This window comes from Micromonospora sp. CA-249363 (genome assembly GCF_050950185.1).
Taxonomy (GTDB): domain Bacteria; phylum Actinomycetota; class Actinomycetes; order Mycobacteriales; family Micromonosporaceae; genus Micromonospora.
The window spans coordinates 930,811-947,139 of sequence record NZ_CP192020.1; the positions used below are offsets into that span (position 1 = coordinate 930,811).

Here is a 16,329-nt window from a genome sequence, read left to right on the forward strand (position 1 = left end):
AACCGACGCGACGGGGTACCTGTCCGGTGGAGGCCGGCGGACTTGCGCCGACCCGCCACGCTGATCCGGCGGAGAGGAGCGAGACGATGGGGAAGACACTGAAGCGCAGCGCGGCGTTCGCGGCCCTGGCTCGGGCACTGGCGGCAGGGGCGCGTGGCGGGCCCTCGCTGGGCGCCCGGCTGGCGGCGCTGCCCCGGATGATCCGGGCCACGACCCGGGGAGAGTACGACGGCGGTTTCCGGCTGGCGATGATGACAGCCGCCACGGCGTACATCGTCTCGCCCATCGACTTCCTGCCGGAGATCCCGTTGGCGATCTTCGGGCTGGCCGACGACGCCGTCATGGTCACCTGGCTGGCGGGCAGCGTGCTCTCCGAGACCGACCGATTCCTGGAGTGGGAGGCCAAGCGCAGCTCGGTCATCCCCGGGGGTCTGGTGCACTGACGGCACGTACGCTGGGCGGCGAGGATACGTCTGCCCGGCCGCCGTCGCCGGCGCCGCAACGAAGGGCACACCGTGCAGTACTACGACAACGTCGTCGACATGATCGGCAACACCCCGCTGGTCCGCCTGCGCAACGTCACCGAGGGCATCCGGGCCACCGTGCTCGCCAAGGTCGAGTACGTCAATCCGGGCGGCTCGGTGAAGGACCGGATCGCCCTGCGGATGGTGGAGGACGCCGAGGCGGCCGGCCTGCTCAAGCCGGGCGGCACCATCGTCGAGCCGACCAGCGGCAACACGGGCGTCGGGCTGGCCCTGGTCGCCCAGCTCAAGGGCTACCGGTGCGTCTTCGTCTGCCCGGACAAGGTCAGCCAGGACAAGCAGGACGTGCTGCGGGCGTACGGCGCCGAGGTGGTGGTCTGCCCCACGGCGGTCGCACCGGAGGACCCGCGCTCGTACTACAACGTCTCGGACCGGCTGACCCGCGAGATCCCCGGCGCGTGGAAGCCCGACCAGTACAGCAACCCGGCGAACCCGCGCTCGCACTACGAGACCACCGGTCCGGAGCTGTGGAAGCAGACCGAGGGTGGGCTCACCCACTTCGTGGCGGGCGTCGGCACGGGCGGCACGATCTCCGGCATCGGCCGGTACCTCAAGGAGGCCTCCGACGGCCGGGTGCGGATCGTCGGCGCCGACCCGGAGGGTTCGGTCTACTCCGGCGGCACCGGCCGGCCGTACCTGGTGGAGGGCGTCGGCGAGGACTTCTGGCCCGAGACGTACGACCGGGGCGTCGCCGACGAGATCGTCGAGGTGTCCGACAAGGCGTCGTTCGAGATGACCCGGCGGCTGGCCCGCGAGGAGGGGCTGCTGGTCGGCGGCTCCTGCGGGATGGCCGTGGTCGCCGCGTTGGAGGTGGCGCGCAAGGCCGGCCCGGACGACGTCGTGGTCGTGCTGCTGCCCGACGGCGGGCGCGGCTACCTGTCGAAGATCTTCAACGACTCGTGGATGGCCCGGTACGGCTTCCTCGACAACTCCGGCGCCGAGCCCACGGTGGCCGACGCGCTGGCCAGCAAGCCGGGGGGCCTGCCCGAGCTGGTGCACGTGCACCCGACCGAGACGGTCCGCGACGCGATCGACTACATGCGCGAGTACGGCGTCTCGCAGTTGCCGGTGCTCAAGGCCGAGCCGCCGGTCGTGACCGGCGAGGTCGCCGGTTCGATCGCCGAGCGGGACCTGCTCGACGCGCTGTTCACCGGGCAGGCTCACCTGCACGACACCATCGAGCGGCACATGGGTGACCCGCTGCCGATGATCGGTGGTGGCCAGCCGGTCAGCGAGGCCGTGGGCCTGCTGGAGAAGTCGGACGCCGCTCTGGTCCTGGTCGACGGCAAGCCCAAGGGCGTACTGACCCGCCAGGACCTCCTGTCCCACCTCGGGGCCCACTAGCTGCTTCTGCGCCATGCGGTGCCCACCCGCGGGTGGGCACCGCACCACCCCGTTCCGATCCTTTGCTCTGCTTCAACCCAGGCAACAGAGATGCCCGCTCACTGTTTCCTCGGTTGAAGCAGAGCAAAGGATCCGGGTGGGGTGGGTGGGGCTGCCGCCGCGTCGTGCTCACGGTGGTCGGTTCTGCTACCGCAGCCCTGTTCAGATCGGGCGGGCGTAGCGGAGTTGGATCGTCGGGGCGGTGCCCATGTGCTCCTCGCGTTCCGCTCCCGTCGGGGTCCAGCCGCCGCGCTCGTAGAACGCGCGGGCGTGGGCGTTCTCCCGCAGCACCCAGAGCACCGCGCGACTCCAGCCGCGGTCGCGCATGGCGTCGAGCGCGTCCACCATCAACGCGCGACCGACGCCCCGCCCCTGCTCGGCCGGGTCCAGATGGATCGCGTTGAGCAGACCGGTCTTCGGGTCGTCCTCGTCGTCCGGGCCCACATAGCTGAACCCGACCAGCGCGTCGACACGTTCCGCCACGATCAGCCGGTGGGTGTCGCGCTCCCAGGCCCACCGCTCGACCCAGTACCGTCCCATCGCCTCCCCGGTCGGTTCGGCCAGCGCCTCGGCCGGCAGGAACGAGGAGTAGGTGGCGACCCGGGACCGTTGGTGCAGGGCACCCACCGCCATCAGGTCGTGATCGGTGGCGGGGCGGAGCGTGACAGTCACCGGGCCGAGGCTACCCGGCGCGGTGGGACCTGCACGGTGGTCAGATCCTCGGCGACGACCAGATCACCGTCGAAGTGCGCGCGCGCCTCGTCATGGAAACGGCGTGCGTCGGAGTACCGCTGGGAGAAATGCGTCAGCACCAGTGTGCGTACCCCCGACTCGGTCGCCACCCGCGCGGCCTGCGCCGCCGTCAGGTGGCCGACCTCGGCGGCCAACGCGGCCTCCGACTCCAGGAAGGTCGACTCGATGACCAGCAGGTCGGCGTGCTCGGCCAGGGCGTACACGCCGTCGCAGAGGCCGGTGTCCATGACGAAGGCGAACCGCTGCCCCGGTCGGGGCACACTCACCTCGTCCCGGGTGACGCGACGCCCGTCGAGGTCCAGGTGGCCGACGCGGATCAGCTCGCCGACGGCCGGGCCGGCGATGCCGTACGCGGCCAGCCGCTCCGGCAGCATCCGGCAGCCGTCCGGCTCGACGAGCCGATAGCCGTACGTCTCGATGGGGTGCCGCAGCCGGCGGGCCTCCAGCGTCCCGCAGCGCAGGGCGATCCGCTGACCGTCGGTCTCGATCGGGGTGACCGCCAGCTCGGCGCTCTCGTAGAAGGAGGTGGCGTGCCGCAGCCGGGCGAAGTACTCGGCGCCGCCGGCCGGGAAGTGCACGGCGACCGGATGCGGCACCCGGTCCAGCGAGAGCCGCTGGATCGTGCCGGGCAGACCGAGGCAGTGGTCGCCGTGGAAGTGCGTCACGCAGATCCGGGTCAGGTCGGTGGCGGTGACAGTGGTGTGCAGGAGTTGGCGCTGACTGCCCTCGCCCGGGTCGAAGAGGATCACCTCGTCGTCCCAGCGCAGCACGTAACCGTTGTGGTTGCGCTGCCGGGTGGGGGTCTGGCTGGCCGTCCCGAGAATCACCAGCTCGCGCATCGACACGCTGATCTCCCACCGATATGAAGCGACCCCCGGGGCGCTCCACGCTGTCGCGTGGGCCGGCTGGACTATGCCGGCACCCCGGGGGTCGGGTGGCTGTCGTGGTTTCGCCGCACCGCTGCCACACGGTCTCGACGGTCGTACTGGTTGCCCGCCTCGCGGCGGACGATCACTGTCGAGGACAGCGGCTAGCGGACAGCCACCTCACGAGTCCGATTGCTATACAAGTCTGGACCACCTCCTTTCACGTGTACCGCCACGCTATCGAGTCCCCGAGGGCCTCGGCAACGGATTTCGATCACACGCCCGGACGGGAATGCCCGGCCGCCGTGTCGGCGGCCGGGCATCAGGTGGGATGACGGTCAGCCGGCGGTACGGGCCACGCCGACCGGGCAGCTCAGCCCGTTCGGGCCGTGGTTGCAGTAGCCGTTCGGGTTCTTGGTCGGGGCCAGGTACTGCTGGTGGTAGTCCTCGGCGAAGAAGTAGCTGCCGAGCGGGGCGATCTCGGTGGTGATCTCGCCCTTGCCGGCCCGGGTCACGATCGGCTGGAAGGCGTCCCGGGACGACTCCGCGATGGCCCGCTGCTCGTCGGTGGTCGTGTAGATCGCCGACCGGTACTGGGTGCCCACGTCGTTGCCCTGGCGCATGCCCTGGGTCGGGTCGTGGTTCTCCCAGAAGACCTTCAGCAGGTCCTCGTACGTGATCTTGCTGGGGTCGTACACCACCTGGACGACCTCGGCGTGCCCGGTGCGGCCGGAACACGTCTCCTCGTACGTCGGGTTGGTGGTGAAGCCACCCGCGTAGCCGGCGGAGGTCGTGTACACGCCGGGCAACGTCCAGAACAGCCGCTCGGCGCCCCAGAAGCAGCCCATGCCGAAGACGGCCACCTGAAGGCCCTCCGGGAACGGACCCTTCAACGGGGTGCCCAGCACCTCGTGGCGGTCGGCGACCGGCATCGAGATCGGGCGGCCCGGCAGGGCCTGCTCGGGCGAAATCATCTCGGCGTTCATACGGCGCAGGAACACGGTGGGACTCCTCTCATGCGTCTCCCAGCGTGTAACACCGGTGGGTGCTGCTTCCTTACCCGCGCCACTGTGACTCAGGCCCCGCCGCCGAGGGCGGTGGCGATCCGGTCGGCGTAGGCCTGTGCCTCGGCGTCGTCGCCGTACCGGGTGCGCGGCCAGAAGAAGCCGCGCAGCCCGTCACCCTTGGTGCGCGGGACCACGTGGGTGTGCAGATGGGGCACGGACTGGGACACCCGGTTGTTCATCGCCACGAACGTCCCACCGGCGCCCAGACCGGCCTCCACCGCCACGGCCAACCGCTGGACCAGCGCGAAGTAGCCCGGGAGCAGGTCGGCCGGCAACTCGGCCAGGGTCACCAGGTGCGTCCGGGGCACCACCAGCACGTGTCCCGCGAAGACCGGTCGGGTGTCCAGGAAAGCCACCCCGTCCGGCTCGTCGGCGACCCGGAACGCCGGCACGTCACCCGACACGATCCCGCAGAACACGCACCCGCTCATCGCGCCAGGCTATAGCGCCGACCTCCCGTGACGTGCCCCCCACGTACGCATCGACTATGGTACTCATTTACGCGTCTGGATCAATACATGGGGGAGACGCACGTGCACATCAAGAGAGGCAAGACCCTGGCGCTGGCCGTACTGGCCGCCGGGTTGGTCACCGCCGGACTTCCGGGGCCCGCCCAGGCCGCCCCCGCGCCGACGGCCACCCCGTTGTCGTTGCCGGCGGTGGCCGACGTGGTCTCGGCCGGTGACCGGGTCTTCGTCAGCGGCGGTCCCTCCTCGACCGACGTCGTGGTGGCCAGCGCGACGGGTGCGGTCGTAGGCACCCTGTCCGGCCTGCCCGGCCCGTCCGACCTGTTGCTCAGCGCCGACCGGCAGACCCTCTACGTGGCGCTGCCGACCGCCAACGCCGTCGCCGCCTTCGACACCGGCACGCTCGTCGAGTCGGCCCGCTACGACACCGGCGCGGGCGAGTGCCCGTCGTCGCTGGCGCTGACCGGGCGGTACCTGTGGTTCGGGTACGGCTGCGGCGGTTGGGACGGCAACATCGGCCGGATCGACCTGGGGCGCCAGCCGGCTCGCGTGACCACGGGTCTGGACACCGGTAGCGGCTTCTACGGCGCTCCGCTGCTGACCGCCGCCAGCCAGAACCGTTCGGTGCTGTTGGCCGGGCAGCCCGGCCTGAGCCCCGCGTCGGCGTACACGTACACGATCGGCGCGGGGGGCGTGCTCAGCGCGCCGGGCACCAACGAGTTCATGGCGATCGGCAGCAACCTGCGCGACATCGCCCTCGATCCGACCGGCGCCACCGTGTTCACCGCGTCCGGCGCGCCGTACGAGGTGCAGGCGTTCCCGTTCGCCGACATCACCACCCCGTCCGCGACCTACCGCACCGGCGCGTACCCCAATGCTGTCGAGGTCTCGCGCGACGGCACCCGGATCGCCGGCGGCGCGGACGCGTCCTACGAGCCGGACGTGTTCGTCTTCTCCCCGGGCGGCACCGAGCTGGCTCACTTCGAGTTGGACGACGAGCTCAGCCCGGGCGCGCTGGCCTGGGCGCCGAACGGCGCCCGGCTCTACGCGGTCTCCGACGACTGGACCGGAGCCCGCCCGGTCACCCTGCACGTCCTGCCCGTTCCGGCCGCCTGAGGGCCGATCCCGGCGCTCAGCCGGAGAGCGGGGGTCGGGCCGGATGGTCCGGCCCCCGCCCGGAGCGCGGGTTCCGTGCCAGGTCGCCACGGCGGGGCACTAGCCTCACCAGAATGAGTCACGGCTTCGAGACGCTCGCCATTCACGCCGGTCAGGACCCTGAGGCCCGCACCGGCGCGGTGATCCCGCCGATCTACCAGACCAGCACGTACGCCCAGGACGCCGTCGGCGCGCCCCGGCTCGGCTACGAGTACAGCCGCTCCGGCAACCCGACGCGCGACGCCCTCCAGGAGTGCCTGGCCGCGTTGGAGGGCGGGCCGGTGGGCCTCGCCTTCGCCAGTGGCCTGGCCGCGGAGGACACCCTCCTGCGGGCGGTCTGCCAGCCGGGCGACCACGTGATCATCCCGGACGACGCGTACGGCGGCACCTATCGTCTCTTCGCCCGGGTGGCCCGGCGCTGGGGGCTGGAGTTCACGCCGGCCAAGGTCTCCGACGCGGCTGCGGTCCGGGCCGCCGTGCAGCCCGGCCGGACGAAGATCATCTGGGTGGAGACGCCGACGAACCCGCTGCTCGGCATCGCCGACATCGCCGTCCTGGCCGGCGTGGCACACGACGCCGGCGCCCTGCTGGTCGTCGACAACACCTTCGCCTCGCCGTACCTTCAGCAGCCGATCGCGTACGGCGCCGACGTCGTGGTGCACTCCACCACCAAGTACATCGGCGGGCACTCGGACGTGGTGGGCGGCGCGCTCGTCGTGGCCGACGCCGCGCTCGGCGAGGAGCTGCGCTACCACCAGAACGCCATGGGCGCGATCAACGGTCCGTTCGACGCGTGGCTCACCCTGCGGGGCATCAAGACCCTCGGAGTACGCATGGACCGGCACTGCGACAACGCCGAGCGCCTCGCGGCGTACCTCGACGGGCACGCCAAGGTGTCCGAGGTGATCTATCCCGGGCTGCCCTCGCACCCGGGTCACGAGGTGGCGGCCAAGCAGATGCGCCGGTTCGGCGGCATGATCTCGTTCCGGGCCGCCGGCGGCGAGGACCACGCCGTGGAGATCTGCAACCGGGCCAAGCTCTTCGTGCTCGCCGAGTCGCTCGGTGGCGTGGAATCCCTGATCGAACACCCGGGCCGGATGACACACGCAAGTGCTGCCGGCTCGCCGCTTGAAGTTCCCGGCGATCTCGTGCGACTGTCTGTCGGCATCGAGACGGTCGACGACCTGCTCGCCGATCTGGAGCAGGCGCTGGGCTGACCGCTGGGGAGGACGGCCGTGCAGGACATCATGGCGACCTGGGTCGGGGCGACCGCCAAGCAGATCGCCCGGGGCGTACGCCGGGGTGACGTCTCGGCCACCCAGGTCGTCGCCGACCACCTCGAGTACATCGCCTCCGCCGACCGCGAACTGGCCGCGTTCCGCGCCGTTCGCGGCGGCGAGGCGATCACCGAGGCGGAGAAGGTCGACGAGCAGGAGGACCTGGCCAACCTGCCCCTGGCCGGGGTGCCGGTGGCGGTCAAGGAGAACACCCCGGTCGCCGGCCTGCCCACCTGGAACGGGTCGGCCGCCGTACGGACCGACGTCGCGGAGGCCGACCACGAGGTCGTCCGGCGACTGCGCGGGGCCGGCGCGGTGATCCTCGGGGTCACCCGGATGCCCGAGCTGGGGCTGTGGGCGCTCACCGACGACGACAGCGCGGTGACGCGCAACCCGTGGGACAACACCCGTACCCCCGGGGGTTCGTCGGGCGGCGCGGCGGCCGCGGTCGCCGCCGGCCTGGTGCCGATCGCGCACGGCAACGACGGCCTCGGGTCGATCCGCATCCCGGCGGCCTGCTGCGGACTGGTCGGCCTCAAGCCCGGTCGCGGTGTGGTGCCCTGCCAGCTCGGGGCGGACGACTGGTTCGGCCTCACCGAGCACGGGATGCTCGCCAGCACGGTCGCCGACGCCGCCGTCGGCTTCTCGGTGCTCGCCGGCCGCCGCCCGGAGAAACTGGTCCCGCCGCAGCGGCTACGCGTCGGTGTCTCGCTGCGCTCGCCCGTGCGCGGAGTCTCGCCGGACGCGCCCAACCGGGACGCGGTGGCCGCCGCCGGTCGGCTGCTCGCCGCCGCCGGGCACGACACCGTACCGGCCGATCCGGTCTACCCCACGGCCCTGGGCCTTCAGGGCCTCGCCACCTGGTTCGCCGCGGCAGCCGCCGACGTCCGGGCCGCCGGGCTGGACCGGCGCGGTCTGCAACGCCGTACCCGGCGGCACGTCGCGCTGGGCGAGTGGGCACAGCGCCGCGGCTACGTCCGGGAGGCCGACCGGGTCGCCTGGCGGCAGCGGTCGATCGACTTCTTCACCGACCACTCCGTCGACCTGCTGCTCACGCCCGCCCTGGCGAGCGCGCCGCCGGAGGCCGGCCGCTGGTCGGAGCGGTCCTGGCGCGCGAACCTGTCGGCCAACATCAGGTACGCCCCGTACGCGGCGCCGTGGAACGTCGCCGGCCTGCCGGCGATCGTCGTACCGGTGGGGCGTCGCCCGGACGGCCTGCCGGTGGCCGTGCAGCTCGTCGGTCCGCCCGGCTCGGAGCTGCTGCTGCTGGGCGTGGCCGGTCAGTTCGAGATGACCGCCCCGTGGTCGCGGCACGCCCCCGGCTATCCCCTCGTCGGAACGGGGTCGCCGGCCAGCGCATGATCGTCTAGCGTGTGCGCGCACCACCGCGCGAACCACGGGGGACACCAGTGCGCTGCCAGACCTGCGGAGACGCCACGTCCTCCGAGCACAACGAATGCCCGCGCTGCTACACGCCGCTCGGCCAGCCGGCGGTCACGCCGGGGTTGGCGACCTACCGGGTACGGGGGATCGGCCTGGCGGCCGGCGTCGCCGTCGGCGCGACGGCCGTGCTCTACCTGATGGTGGCGCTGTCCCCGTTGATCGGGATGATGCTGGCCCGGCGGGCCATGGCCGACGACGACCCGGACCTGCTCCTCGGTGCGGTGATCATCAACGTCGTGCTGGCGCTGATCATGGCTGTGGTCTACCTCACCGCCGCCGTACTGGTGATCATCTGGACGTGGCGGGCGCGCAAGAACACCGACGCCTTCCCGGGCGCGCTGCCCACCCTCGGCGCGGGCTGGGCGATCGCCGGCTGGCTGGTGCCGTTCGCGAACTTCGTGGTGCCGGCCCGGGTCGTGGCGAGCGTGGCCCGGGACAGCCTCTGGCGGCGGTTCACGCCCACCCTGGTGAGCGTCTGGTGGTGCTCCTGGCTGGTGTTCAGCATCGGTGAGCGGCTGAGCAGCCGCCTCGATGACAAGGCGTACGCGAAGTTGCCGGAGACCCCGTTCAACGACGCCGGCTACCAGGCGTACGTCGACCACTACCGGGACTCGCTGCTCCGCAACACCCTCCCGGCGCTGGGCTGCGCCGTCGCGGCGGTGACGCTGATCCTGCTGATCCACCGGATCTCCGCCGCCCAGGAGGCCCGGATCGCCCGCGCCGCCCCGGCGTGGCCGACCGCCCCGGTCTGGCCGACACAAGCCTGGCCGCCCGCCCCGCCGGTGATGCCGGCGCAGTCCTCGTCGCCGACCCCGGTGTCGCCGACGGACCAGCCAAGGTCAAGTGGCACGATCGGGGCATGACGGAACTGGTCGGCCTCGACGACGTACGGGCTGCGCGGAAACTGCTCGCTGACGTCGTCCGGACCACCCCGCTGGAGCCCTCCCGGCCGCTGAGCGCGGCGCTGGGCGGGCCGACGTGGCTCAAGTGCGAGAACGTGCAGCGCGCCGGCTCGTACAAGGTGCGCGGCGCGTACGTGCGGATCTCCCGACTGTCGGCGGCAGAGCGCGAGCGTGGGGTGGTCGCGGCGAGCGCCGGTAACCACGCCCAGGGCGTGGCGCTCGCCGCCGGGCTGGTCGGCACGCACGCGACGGTCTTCATGCCGGTCAACGCGCCGCTGCCGAAGGTCGCGGCCACCAAGGGGTACGGCGCGCAGGTCGAGCTGGCCGGCAACACCGTCGACGAGTCGCTGGTGGCCGCGCAGACGTACGCCGAGCGGACCGGCGCGGTGCTCATCCACCCGTTCGACCACCGGGACGTGATCGCCGGGCAGGGCACGGTCGCCCTGGAGATCCTCGACCAGTGCCCGGACGTGCGGACGATCATCACGGGCGTGGGCGGCGGCGGCCTGATCTCGGGCATGGCCGTGGCCGCCAAGGCGCTCCGCCCGGACGTACGCATCATCGGGGTGCAGGCAGCGGGCGCGGCGGCCTTCCCGCCCTCCCTGGTGGCCGGGGAGCCGGTCCGGCTGCCGGCATTCGCCACCATCGCGGACGGTATCGCGGTCGGACGGCCCGGGGAGATCACCTTCAACCATGTCCGCAAGCTCGTCGACGAGATCGTCACGGTCTCCGAGGAGGACATCTCGCGGGCCCTGCTGATGCTGCTGGAACGCGGCAAGCAGGTCGTCGAACCGGCCGGGGCGGTCGGCGTGGCCGCGCTCCTGGCCGGCGTGGTGGAGGTGGAGACGCCCGTGGTCGCGGTGCTCTCCGGCGGCAACATCGATCCCCTGCTGATGCTGCGGGTGATCGAGCACGGTCTCGCCGCCGCCGGCCGCTACCTGCGGGTGACCGTCCGCTGCTCGGATCGGCCCGGGCAGCTCGCGTCCCTGTTGAGTCAGATCGCCGAGCATCGGGCCAACGTGGTGGACGTGGAACACCAGCGGGCCAACCCACACCTCAGCCTCGGCGAGGTGGAGGTGGCGCTGTCGGTGGAAACCCGTGGAGTGGAGCACTCCGACACGTTGATCAGCGCGCTGCGGGCCAGCGGTTACCAGGTGGTGTTCGCCGCCGAGGCGTGACAGGTGGTGTCACGCCCCGGCGGCGGCACGCCGTGAGCGGTACGCGGCGCTCAGCCGGAGAACGGCTCGAAGCTGACCACGGTCACCTTGATGTCGGCGCCGCTCGGTGCCGTGTAGGTGCAGGTCTGGCCGGCGCGACCACCCAGGATCGCCTTGCCCAGGGCGGACTCGGGGCTGTAGACCGTCAGGTCGGTGGTGGCGGCGATCTCCCGCGAGCCGAGCAGGAAGGTCTCGGTGTCGTCGGTGTCGTCGTCGAAGTAGATCGTCACCACCATGCCGGGTGACACCGCGTCGGCCGTCGGCGCCGCGCCGACCTTGGCGGTGCGCAGCAGCTCCTGCAGGTAGCGGATGCGACCCTCGGCCTTGCCCTGCTCCTCACGGGCGGCGTGGTAGCCGCCGTTCTCCCGCAGGTCGCCCTCTTCGCGGCGGGCGTTGATCTCGGCCGCGATGGCCGGACGGTTGGCGATGTGCTCGTCGAGCTCGGCCTGGAGGCGGTCGTACGCGTCCTGGGACAGCCAGGTGGCGGGCGCCTCGTTTCCAGCGGACACAGGCGTTCTCCTCGGTTGTGCGTGGCTGGCTGACAGGTGAACTACCAAGTTACCAGTGCGGTACGACACAGCGTGTCGGCGATCACCGCCGGTGTCCGTATCCGACACCGGCGGTCGCGGCACCGGCGACGGCCGTCCGGCCGCCGTTACCGGGTGACGTCCGGGCAGGTCAGGACGGCGCTCGGCAGCGCAGCACCTCGCCGATGAACGGTCGTGCGCTGGTGCTCAGCCGGTGCCGGGCGCTGACGTGCCGCTCACCCGGTGCGGCGGTCACCGTGACCTCGTCGCGGGCCACCTCGACTCCGGCGCGGTCCCGGGCGCGCAGGACGCAGACGGCCGAGCCGCCCTCCGGCACGCGTACCCGGAAGTCGACGACCACCTGGTTGTCCGTGATGTCGGTGTACGTGATCACCTGGGCGTCGTAGACCGGGTCGCCGTACTGCCGGTAGAGCCGCAGCGAGATCAGGCTCAGCCCCACCACCAGCACCAGGAGCGCCAGGGCGGCCAGCAGCGTACGACGCCGACCTCCGCCGGGCGCCCGGCGTCGGCCGTAGCGCCCGGCCGGGAAGACCGGCGCGCCCGGTGAAATTGTGGCGTGCGTCTCGGTCACCGGCGGGTATCTCCTGGCGTCGTTGTCGGTGGCATCGGCAAGAATGGCAGGAGTCCATCCTCCCAGCCCGGCCGAATGCCAGGAACGGCAGGTCGGGTCCCGCAGGTGCCGACCGGCGGCGGGGCGAGGGAGGTTCCTGGCAGGTCAGCCGGTCGAGCCCGGTCGGGTCCACCGACCGGCACAGACGAGGAGCGCCGAAAGTTGGCAGAGCAGCTGCGTCTCATGGCCGTCCACGCGCATCCGGACGACGAGTCGAGCAAGGGTGCGGCGACCATGGCGAAGTACGTCGCCCAGGGGGTCGACGTGCTGGTGGTGACGTGCACCGGCGGTGAGCGCGGCAGTGTGCTCAACCCCAAGCTCGACCGGCCCGACGTCTGGGCCAACATCGCGGACATCCGCCGCGCCGAGATGGACGCCGCACGGGCGATCCTCGGCGTCGACCAGGCCTGGCTCGGGTTCGTCGACTCCGGCCTGCCCGAGGGCGACCCGCTGCCGCCGCTCCCCGAGGGCTGCTTCGCCCTCCAGGACGTCGAGGTGGCCGCCGGCCCCCTGGTCCGGCTGATGCGGGAGTTCCGTCCGCACGTGGTGACCACGTACGACGAGGAGGGTGGCTACCCCCACCCGGACCACATCATGTGCCACAAGGTCAGCGTGGCCGCCTTCGAGGCCGCCGGCGATCCCGAGCGCTACCCCGAGCTGGGCGCCCCCTGGCAGCCGCTGAAGCTGTACTACGACATCGGCTTCTCCAAGGCCAAGATCATGGCCCTGCACGAGGCGATGCTCGCCACCGGCGCCGAGTCGCCGTACGAGGATTGGCTCAAGCGCTGGGACGAGCGTCCGGACAAGGGCCCACGGATCACCACCCGGGTCGACTGCGCGGAATACTTCCCCGTGCGGGACGACGCGCTGCGCGCCCACGCCACCCAGGTCGACCCGGACGGCTTCTGGTTCCACGTGCCCATGGAGATGCAGCAGCGGGCCTGGCCGACCGAGGATTTCGAGCTGGTACGCACCATGGTGGAGAGCCCGCTGCCCGAGTCGGACCTCTTCGCCGGAGTGCGGGAGACGGCGCACGCGCGCTGATTCCGGCCGGGGCTACCCTGGTAGGCAATCGCACATCGGAGGACGACCATGCTGACCGCTGCCCAGGTGCTCGCGGAGAACAACTTCGGGGACACCCGCACGGGTGGTCTGGCCGGCCCGATGGGTCTCCTCCTCATCCTGCTGCTCGCCACCGCCACCATCCTGCTGATCCGCAACATGAACGCCCGACTGCGGCGTCTGCCCGACCGGTTCCCGCAGCCGGGGCAGGCGGTCGATCCGACCAGGGCCGACGCTTCAGTCGTCGATCCGACAGACGGGACCGGGGCGCATGATTCATCCGCGCACGCTCCCAATGGGCACCAGCAGCAGCGGAACGGGTAGTCCGCGCGTGATTCACGCCGAACCGGGTGGTCGACCCCTGTTGCGACCACCCGGTTTGGCTTAGCCTTCCGCCGGGGGACCAAAAGTCCCCGAGACGTGCGCGGGAGGGGGCGCCGATGACCAGCACAGCACCGGCTGCCCGTCGTACCGTCGGTCGGTCGGCTGACGGGGGAGGTCGATGACCTCCGGCCCGGCCGGCGACCCGTTCGACCGGCTCGGGGTGCACGGCATGCCGGTCCGGCTGCGGGTGCTGACGGCCGCGGTGACGGTGACCGCGTTGGTCGCCGCCGTGGTCGGGCTGACGCTCCCCTCCGGACTGCCGGCCGACGACCCGCTGGGTGGTCCGGCCCGCTTCGGCATCGCGGTCGGCGTCCTCGCCCTGGCCCAACTCGCCCGGCTCCGGTTCCGCAGCGCCGCCGGCATGGTCAGCATCACCTGGGGTGAGGCGGCCCTGATCGTCTGCCTCTATCTCGCTCCGGCCGGCTGGCTGCCGTCCGCCACGCTGATCGGCGCCGGGCTGGCCTGGACGGGCCTGTCCCTGCACAACGATCGTCGTCCGGCCCTGGAGATCGTCCGGATCGCCGCGTCGCTGGCCGCCGCGTCGGCGCTGGCCGTGTCCGTGACCACCGCGCTGGGGCACCCCCTGCTCACCGCTCCCAACCCGATGCTGGCGCTCGCCGTGATCGCCGGGTCGGTGACGTACCTGATGGTGACGGGTTGGCTCGGGGCGGTGAGCCTGAGCCTGCGGCACGGGCTTCCGATCGGGCCGCCGCTGCTGGCCGCGCTGCGCGGCAAGCTGCTGATGTTCGTGGGCAACGTGGCGGTCGGCCTGGTCGTGATCGCGCTGCTGGAGCTGGACCCGCGCTGGTTGCTGCTGCTCCCACCGCTGCTCTGGCTCCTGCAACAGACCTACCGTTACCGCCTGCGGGCGGACCAGGAACGTCGGACGTGGCGTGCCTTCGCCGAAGCCACCGCCGCGCTCAACCAGCTCGACGAGCGGGGCGTTGCCAGCGCGGCGGTGACCGGCGCGCTGGCGCTGTTCAACGCCGAGTTGGTCGACGTCGAGGTGGCCCGGCCCGACGGCAGGTGGCGTCGCTACCGGGGGGACGCCGGGGGCCAGCTGCTCGACCGGGAGGTCGGCCCGCCCGACAAGTCCGAGCCCGACGAGGACGAGCTGGTCCGTCCCCTGTCGGTGGGTGCCGCGCCGGTCGGTCGGCTACGGGTCCGGTTCCCCCGCTCCGCGCCGCCCACGACCCGGGAACGGGACGCGGTGGCCGCGTTCGGCGACGCGCTCGCCGCCGCCCTGCACGACGCCGCGACCCACCGCGAGCTGCGGCTGGTCACCGCCCGATCGTCGTATGAGGCGGTGCACGACCCGCTCACCGGGCTGGCGAACCGCACGGCCATGCTCGGCAAGGGCGACCAGTCGTTGCGGCAGCTCGCCCACGATCATCCGGTGGCCCTGCTGCTGTTGGACATCAACCAGTTCAAAGAGGTCAACGACACCCTCGGGCACGCGGCCGGCGACCAGTTGCTGCGGCTGACCGCCAACCGGCTCAGCGCGTTGGCCCGCCCGGGTGACCTGCTCGGCCGGCTCGGAGGCGACGAGTTCGCGCTGCTGCTCACGTCGGTTCCCGTGCTCGGTGACCGGGCCGCGCCCATGGCGCACGCGCTGCGTCAGGCCCGTGAGATCGCCGAGCGGCTCGCCGCACCGACCGAGGTGGCCGGGGTGCGCATGTCCATCGAGGTGTCCGTGGGCGTGGTCGTCGCCGACGCCGGCACCGCCGACCTGACCGAGCTGCTGCGCCGCGCGGACATCGCCATGTACCAGGCCAAGGAGGGCGGCGGCAGTGTCGCCGCGTACGACAGCACCCGGGACGCGGCCAGCACGGACCAGCTCGCCCTGCTCGCCGAACTGCGCGAGGCGCTGAAGGTCGACGACCAGCTGGTGCTGGCGTTGCAGCCGGCGGTTGACCTGGCCACCGGCGCGCCCACCGGGGTGGAGGCGCTGATCCGCTGGCAGCACCCCCGGCGGGGCTGGCTGGGCCCGGCCGACTTCATCCGTCCGGTGGAGAACAGCGAACAGCTCGGCACGTTCACCCGGTACGTGCTCGACAAGGCGCTCGGCGTGGCCGCCGGCTGGGCCCGTGAAGGGCTGGACGTTCCGATCTCGGTCAACCTGTCCGCGCGCAGCCTGCTCGACCCCCGCCTCCCGGCGGAGATCGCCGACGCGCTGCGCCGACACCAGGTGCCACCCCACCGGCTGGTCCTGGAGATCACCGAGACGGTGGTGATGAGCGAGCTGGAGATCATCGACGAGGTGCTCGCCAACCTCCGGTCGATGGGCGTGCAGCTCGCGGTGGACGACTTCGGCACCGGCTTCTCCTCGTTGACCTTCCTGACCCGGATCGCGGTGGACGAGCTGAAGGTGGACCGCTCCTTCGTGATCCGGATGGCCGACTCGCCCGAGGCCGCCGCGATCGTCCGGACCACCGTCGGGCTCGCCCACGAGTTGGGGCTGCGGGTGGTCGCCGAGGGCGTGGAGACGGCCGAACAGCGGCTGGCCCTGGCCGAGCTGGGCTGCACGTCCGCGCAGGGCTACCACTTCTTCAAGCCCATGCCGGCCGACAAGATCGGCGCGGTGCTGGGCACGCTGCGCGACTCGGCCGAATCGAACGTCTTCCGCCTGCGCGCCGACGGCGCCTCCTGACCG

At 72.1% G+C, this 16,329-nt stretch carries 16 protein-coding genes; 10 read left to right on the forward strand and 6 right to left on the reverse strand.

Features of this window, described 5'->3' with window-relative positions; translation table 11 throughout:
- The first annotated feature begins 86 nt into the window (after window positions 1–86).
- Both ACQPZK_RS04470 and ACQPZK_RS04475 read left to right on the forward strand, forming a co-directional pair.
- The gene (locus ACQPZK_RS04470; RefSeq protein ID WP_433537071.1) at window positions 87–443 is read left to right on the forward strand and encodes a YkvA family protein; all 357 of its coding nucleotides are present in this window, start codon (window positions 87–89) and stop codon (window positions 441–443) included.
- 72 nt (window positions 444–515) lie between these two features.
- Window positions 516–1,886, forward strand: coding sequence for a cystathionine beta-synthase (locus ACQPZK_RS04475; RefSeq protein ID WP_433537072.1), 1,371 nt, complete (start codon window positions 516–518; stop codon window positions 1,884–1,886).
- Window positions 1,887–2,087: 201 nt separating this feature from the next.
- Here ACQPZK_RS04475 and ACQPZK_RS04480 read toward each other — a convergent pair whose 3' ends face one another.
- The 4 genes from ACQPZK_RS04480 to ACQPZK_RS04495 all read right to left on the reverse strand — a co-directional run bounded on the left by ACQPZK_RS04480 (window position 2,088) and on the right by ACQPZK_RS04495 (window position 5,042).
- Window positions 2,088–2,597, reverse strand: a complete 510-nt coding sequence (locus ACQPZK_RS04480; RefSeq protein WP_433537073.1) for an N-acetyltransferase family protein — start codon at window positions 2,595–2,597, stop codon at window positions 2,088–2,090.
- Window positions 2,594–3,523 carry a ribonuclease Z gene (locus ACQPZK_RS04485; protein WP_433537074.1) on the reverse strand — a complete coding sequence of 310 codons (930 nt, stop codon included), beginning with the start codon at window positions 3,521–3,523 and terminating at the stop codon, window positions 2,594–2,596. The genes ACQPZK_RS04480 and ACQPZK_RS04485 overlap by 4 nt, the downstream gene beginning before the upstream one ends.
- Window positions 3,524–3,882: 359 nt before the next feature.
- Window positions 3,883–4,545, reverse strand: coding sequence for a peptide-methionine (S)-S-oxide reductase MsrA (gene msrA / locus ACQPZK_RS04490; RefSeq protein ID WP_433537075.1), 663 nt, complete (start codon window positions 4,543–4,545; stop codon window positions 3,883–3,885).
- Window positions 4,546–4,619: 74 nt separating this feature from the next.
- The gene (locus ACQPZK_RS04495) at window positions 4,620–5,042 is read right to left on the reverse strand and encodes an HIT family protein (protein WP_433537076.1); all 423 of its coding nucleotides are present in this window, start codon (window positions 5,040–5,042) and stop codon (window positions 4,620–4,622) included.
- A 102-nt stretch (window positions 5,043–5,144) separates the two neighbouring features.
- Between ACQPZK_RS04495 and ACQPZK_RS04500 the strand changes: the two genes are divergently transcribed.
- The 5 genes from ACQPZK_RS04500 to ilvA all read left to right on the forward strand — a co-directional run bounded on the left by ACQPZK_RS04500 (window position 5,145) and on the right by ilvA (window position 11,033).
- On the forward strand, window positions 5,145–6,194 hold the full coding sequence (locus ACQPZK_RS04500; protein WP_433537077.1) for a hypothetical protein: 1,050 nt from the start codon (window positions 5,145–5,147) through the stop codon (window positions 6,192–6,194).
- Between the two features lie 113 nt (window positions 6,195–6,307).
- Window positions 6,308–7,450: a cystathionine gamma-synthase gene (locus ACQPZK_RS04505; protein ID WP_433537078.1), complete on the forward strand. Its 1,143-nt coding sequence runs from the start codon at window positions 6,308–6,310 to the stop codon at window positions 7,448–7,450.
- 30 nt (window positions 7,451–7,480) lie between these two features.
- Window positions 7,481–8,872, forward strand: coding sequence for an amidase (locus ACQPZK_RS04510; RefSeq protein WP_433539110.1), 1,392 nt, complete (start codon window positions 7,481–7,483; stop codon window positions 8,870–8,872).
- 47 nt (window positions 8,873–8,919) lie between these two features.
- Window positions 8,920–9,816: a DUF4328 domain-containing protein gene (locus ACQPZK_RS04515; RefSeq protein ID WP_433537079.1), complete on the forward strand. Its 897-nt coding sequence runs from the start codon at window positions 8,920–8,922 to the stop codon at window positions 9,814–9,816.
- Complete coding sequence (gene ilvA / locus ACQPZK_RS04520; RefSeq protein WP_433537080.1) at window positions 9,813–11,033, forward strand: threonine ammonia-lyase; 1,221 nt, start codon at window positions 9,813–9,815, stop codon at window positions 11,031–11,033. Before ACQPZK_RS04515 ends, ilvA begins: the two co-directional genes overlap by 4 nt.
- Window positions 11,034–11,083: 50 nt before the next feature.
- On the opposite strand, the gene greA is transcribed toward ilvA, so the two are convergent.
- Window positions 11,084–11,581: a transcription elongation factor GreA gene (greA, locus tag ACQPZK_RS04525; RefSeq protein ID WP_433537081.1), complete on the reverse strand. Its 498-nt coding sequence runs from the start codon at window positions 11,579–11,581 to the stop codon at window positions 11,084–11,086.
- Window positions 11,582–11,750: 169 nt separating this feature from the next.
- Window positions 11,751–12,191 carry a DUF4307 domain-containing protein gene (locus ACQPZK_RS04530; protein ID WP_433537082.1) on the reverse strand — a complete coding sequence of 147 codons (441 nt, stop codon included), beginning with the start codon at window positions 12,189–12,191 and terminating at the stop codon, window positions 11,751–11,753.
- Between the two features lie 201 nt (window positions 12,192–12,392).
- Between ACQPZK_RS04530 and mca the strand changes: the two genes are divergently transcribed.
- The 3 genes from mca (at window position 12,393) to ACQPZK_RS04545 (ending at window position 16,326) form a co-directional block, all read left to right on the forward strand.
- Window positions 12,393–13,274, forward strand: a complete 882-nt coding sequence (gene mca, locus ACQPZK_RS04535) for a mycothiol conjugate amidase Mca (protein ID WP_433537083.1) — start codon at window positions 12,393–12,395, stop codon at window positions 13,272–13,274.
- Between the two features lie 48 nt (window positions 13,275–13,322).
- A complete protein-coding gene (locus ACQPZK_RS04540) occupies window positions 13,323–13,616 on the forward strand; it encodes a hypothetical protein (protein WP_433537084.1) in 294 nt (97 codons plus the stop codon).
- Window positions 13,617–13,845: 229 nt separating this feature from the next.
- Window positions 13,846–16,326 (forward strand): putative bifunctional diguanylate cyclase/phosphodiesterase, encoded by a 2,481-nt coding sequence (locus tag ACQPZK_RS04545; RefSeq protein WP_433539111.1) that lies wholly within the window; start codon window positions 13,846–13,848, stop codon window positions 16,324–16,326.
- The last annotated feature ends 3 nt before the right edge of the window (window positions 16,327–16,329 follow it).